A 2,828-nucleotide genomic window follows, 5' to 3' on the forward strand; every position below is an offset into this window, starting at 1 on the left:
GTCGGGTCGGGTGGCACTGTGTAGCACGGCGTGACACCCCGTGAACCACCGGGCCCCGACGGGTCGTTCGGACGGGTCTCGACCGGCGCGACCGGTGCGAGCGGTGGGGTCAGCCGTCGGCGCGGTGGTCGTGGAACCCCGCCCCGCTCTTGCGCCCGAGGTCACCGGCGTCCACCATCCGGCGCATCAGCTCCGGCGGGGCGAACTTGTCCTCCCGGCACTCGGTCCAGATGTTCTCCGTGGCGTGCAGCAGGATGTCCACGCCGGTGAGGTCGGCGGTCTCCAGCGGCCCCATGGCGTGGCCGAAGCCCAACCGGCAGGCGGTGTCGATGTCCTCGGCGCTGGCCACGCCCGACTCGTACAGCCGCGCCGCCTCCACGACCAGGGCGGAGATCAGACGGGTCGTCACGAAGCCCGCCACGTCCCGGTTGACCACCACGCAGGTCTTGCCGGTGGACTCGGCGAACTCCCGGGCCCGGGCCAGGGTCTCGTCGGTGGTCTTCAGTCCGCGCACCAGCTCGCACAGCCGCATCATCGGCACCGGCGAGAAGAAGTGCGTGCCCACCACCCGTTCGGGACGCTCCGTCACGGCGGCGATCTTGGTGATCGGGATGGCGGAGGTGTTGGTGGCCAGGATCGCGTCGTCCTTCACGATCCCGTCCAGGGCGCGGAAGATCTCCCGCTTGACGTCGATCCGCTCGAAGACCGCCTCCACCACGATGTCGGCGTCGGCCGCGGCCTCCAGGTCGGTGGTGGTGGTGACGCGCCCCAGCGCGGCCTGCGCGTCGGCGGCGGTGATCCGCTCCTTGGCGACGAACCTGTCCAGCGAACGCTCGATGCCCTCCCGGCCCCGGGTCAGGGCCTCGTCGGTGATGTCGCGCAGGACCACCTCCCAGCCCGCCTGCGCGGAGACCTGGGCGATTCCGGACCCCATGAGGCCGGCCCCGATGACGGCGAGCTTTCCTGCCACGTCTGTTTCCTCCGATGCACGCTGAGTGTTCCCCGGCAGGAATGTAGTGGGGCGAACGGCCTTTGGGGAGCGATGGAGACACGCGTCACGTCTCACATGGCGGACATCACACCACCGGACGGGGAGGCCGCCCGGGCCTTAGGCTCGCCGCATGGTCAACCTCACCCGCATCTACACCCGCACCGGGGATCAGGGAACCACCGCCCTGGGAGACATGAGCCGCACCGCCAAGACCGACTCGCGGATCGCCGCCTACGCGGACGCCAACGAGGCGAACGCCGTGATCGGCACCGCGCTGGCCCTGGGCGACCTCCCCGAGGAGGTTCGCAAGGTCCTGGTCCGGGTCCAGAACGACCTCTTCGACGTCGGCGCCGACCTCTCCACCCCGGTGGTGGAGGATCCGAGGTACCCGCCGCTGCGGGTGGAACAGGCGTACGTGGATCGGCTGGAGGCCGACTGCGACCGCTTCCTGGAGGAGTTGGAGAAGCTGCGCAGCTTCATCCTGCCCGGCGGCACCCCCGGTGCGGCGCTGCTGCACCAGGCGTGCACGGTGGTGCGGCGGGCCGAGCGCTCCACCTGGGCGGCGATGGAGGAGCACGGGGAGACGATGAACCCGCTGACCGCCACCTACCTCAACCGCCTCTCCGACCTGCTGTTCATCCTCGCCCGGACGGCCAACAAGGAGGTCGGCGACGTGCTGTGGGTGCCCGGCGGCGAACGCTGAGCCGTCGGGGGGCCGGGCCGCCGCCGGCACCCCGGGCCGGCGGGGCCGGACCGGGGTGGACCCCGGCACGCCGGGAGCTCCCGGTCGCGGGAGGGCTCAGAGCAGCGCGGTGACCGTGCCGGCCACCAGCAGCAGCGCGCCGACGGCACCGAGGATCAGTCCGGCGACCCGGAAGCCGCGTTCCCGGCTCCGCGCCGAACCCAGCAACTCCTCCTCGCTGCGGGTGGAGACGATGAACAGCCCACCGTCGGAGGGCGGCCCGATCACCAGGCGTCCGTGGTCGTCGGACGCCTCCCCCAACACGTACAGCCTGCGGCCGGACGCGACGATCCACTCCTCCTGCTGGAAGCCGATGCTGCCGCCGTCGGAGGGCAGGTTGAGGGTGAAGCCTTTGAAGGAGATCCCCCCGGAGGCGCCCCCGGTGTCGCGCTCGAAGCGGTCGAGGATCTTCTCCGGCCGGTCGATCTCCTTCTTGCCCGGCCGCACCAGGATGTCCCCGGTGGCGTCCCGGACCGACAGGTCCTCGGCGCTGACGTGCTGGGAGACGACCCGCGTCTTCTCCTCACGGCGCCGGTTGCCCTCGTTGTCGGTGCGCGTCTCCCAGTACTTGTGGGTGACGCGGTGCTTGTGCCAGACACACTCGCGCCTCGCCAGTTCGGAGACCAGCGGACCCCCTTCCGGCGCGACGGTCTCGGCGACGATCTCGCAGCGGTAGCGGAAGTGGCCGGCACCGGCGGCCTCCTCGGCCGCCCGGTGCAGTTCGTTCAGCTCGGCGATCGTGCTGGTCTCCGTGCCCGCGATGCCGCGCACCCGCTTGGCGGCCGACCGCGCCACCAGCAGGCAGATTCCGGCCAGGACCATACCTGTGACGCCGATCCAGAGCATCATCATCGAGACGTTCCCTTCCCCCTGTGCCCCCGGGGCCCGGGGCCTCCCCCGTGGTGCCTCCCCTGACGGCCGGCTCCCCCGGGAGCCGGCGGCACTCTATCGGTCCGCGCCCGGACGCGACCCGGCCCGTCCTTCCTTAAACGAGCCTTAACCCCGTCCGAAGCAGTGGTTCAACCCCTTGCCCAGTGGTCCAGACCTCTCTACGGTCCTGTTCCACCGCGGTGGTTCGGCTCCCCCGGCCGACGC

The 2,828-nt window shown here is 71.3% G+C and carries 3 protein-coding genes; 1 reads left to right on the forward strand and 2 read right to left on the reverse strand.

Going from position 1 to position 2,828, the window contains the following annotated elements:
* Positions 1-109: 109 nt before the first annotated feature.
* Positions 110-970 (reverse strand): 3-hydroxyacyl-CoA dehydrogenase family protein, encoded by an 861-nt coding sequence (locus FNQ90_RS18585; RefSeq protein ID WP_182607414.1) that lies wholly within the window; start codon positions 968-970, stop codon positions 110-112.
* Positions 971-1,121: 151 nt separating this feature from the next.
* On the opposite strand from FNQ90_RS18585, the gene FNQ90_RS18590 reads away from it, so the two are divergent.
* The gene (locus FNQ90_RS18590) at positions 1,122-1,694 is read left to right on the forward strand and encodes a cob(I)yrinic acid a,c-diamide adenosyltransferase (RefSeq protein ID WP_182607415.1); all 573 of its coding nucleotides are present in this window, start codon (positions 1,122-1,124) and stop codon (positions 1,692-1,694) included.
* A 96-nt stretch (positions 1,695-1,790) separates the two neighbouring features.
* Here the strand turns inward: FNQ90_RS18590 and FNQ90_RS18595 are convergent, their stop codons facing one another.
* Positions 1,791-2,585 carry a GIDE domain-containing protein gene (locus tag FNQ90_RS18595; protein WP_182607416.1) on the reverse strand — a complete coding sequence of 265 codons (795 nt, stop codon included), beginning with the start codon at positions 2,583-2,585 and terminating at the stop codon, positions 1,791-1,793.
* Positions 2,586-2,828: the final 243 nt, after the last annotated feature.

The sequence above is a fragment of the Streptomyces alkaliphilus genome, from assembly GCF_014141535.1.
GTDB classification, from domain to species: Bacteria; Actinomycetota; Actinomycetes; order Streptomycetales; family Streptomycetaceae; genus Streptomyces; species Streptomyces alkaliphilus.

What these genes read in the sequence shown, in the direction of transcription:
- FNQ90_RS18595 (WP_182607416.1), bottom strand. Translation starts at nt 2,585, where the DNA reads ATGATGATGCTCTGGATCGGCGTCACAGGTATGGTCCTGGCCGGAATC.
- FNQ90_RS18590 (WP_182607415.1), top strand. Translation starts at nt 1,122, where the DNA reads ATGGTCAACCTCACCCGCATCTACACCCGCACCGGGGATCAGGGAACC.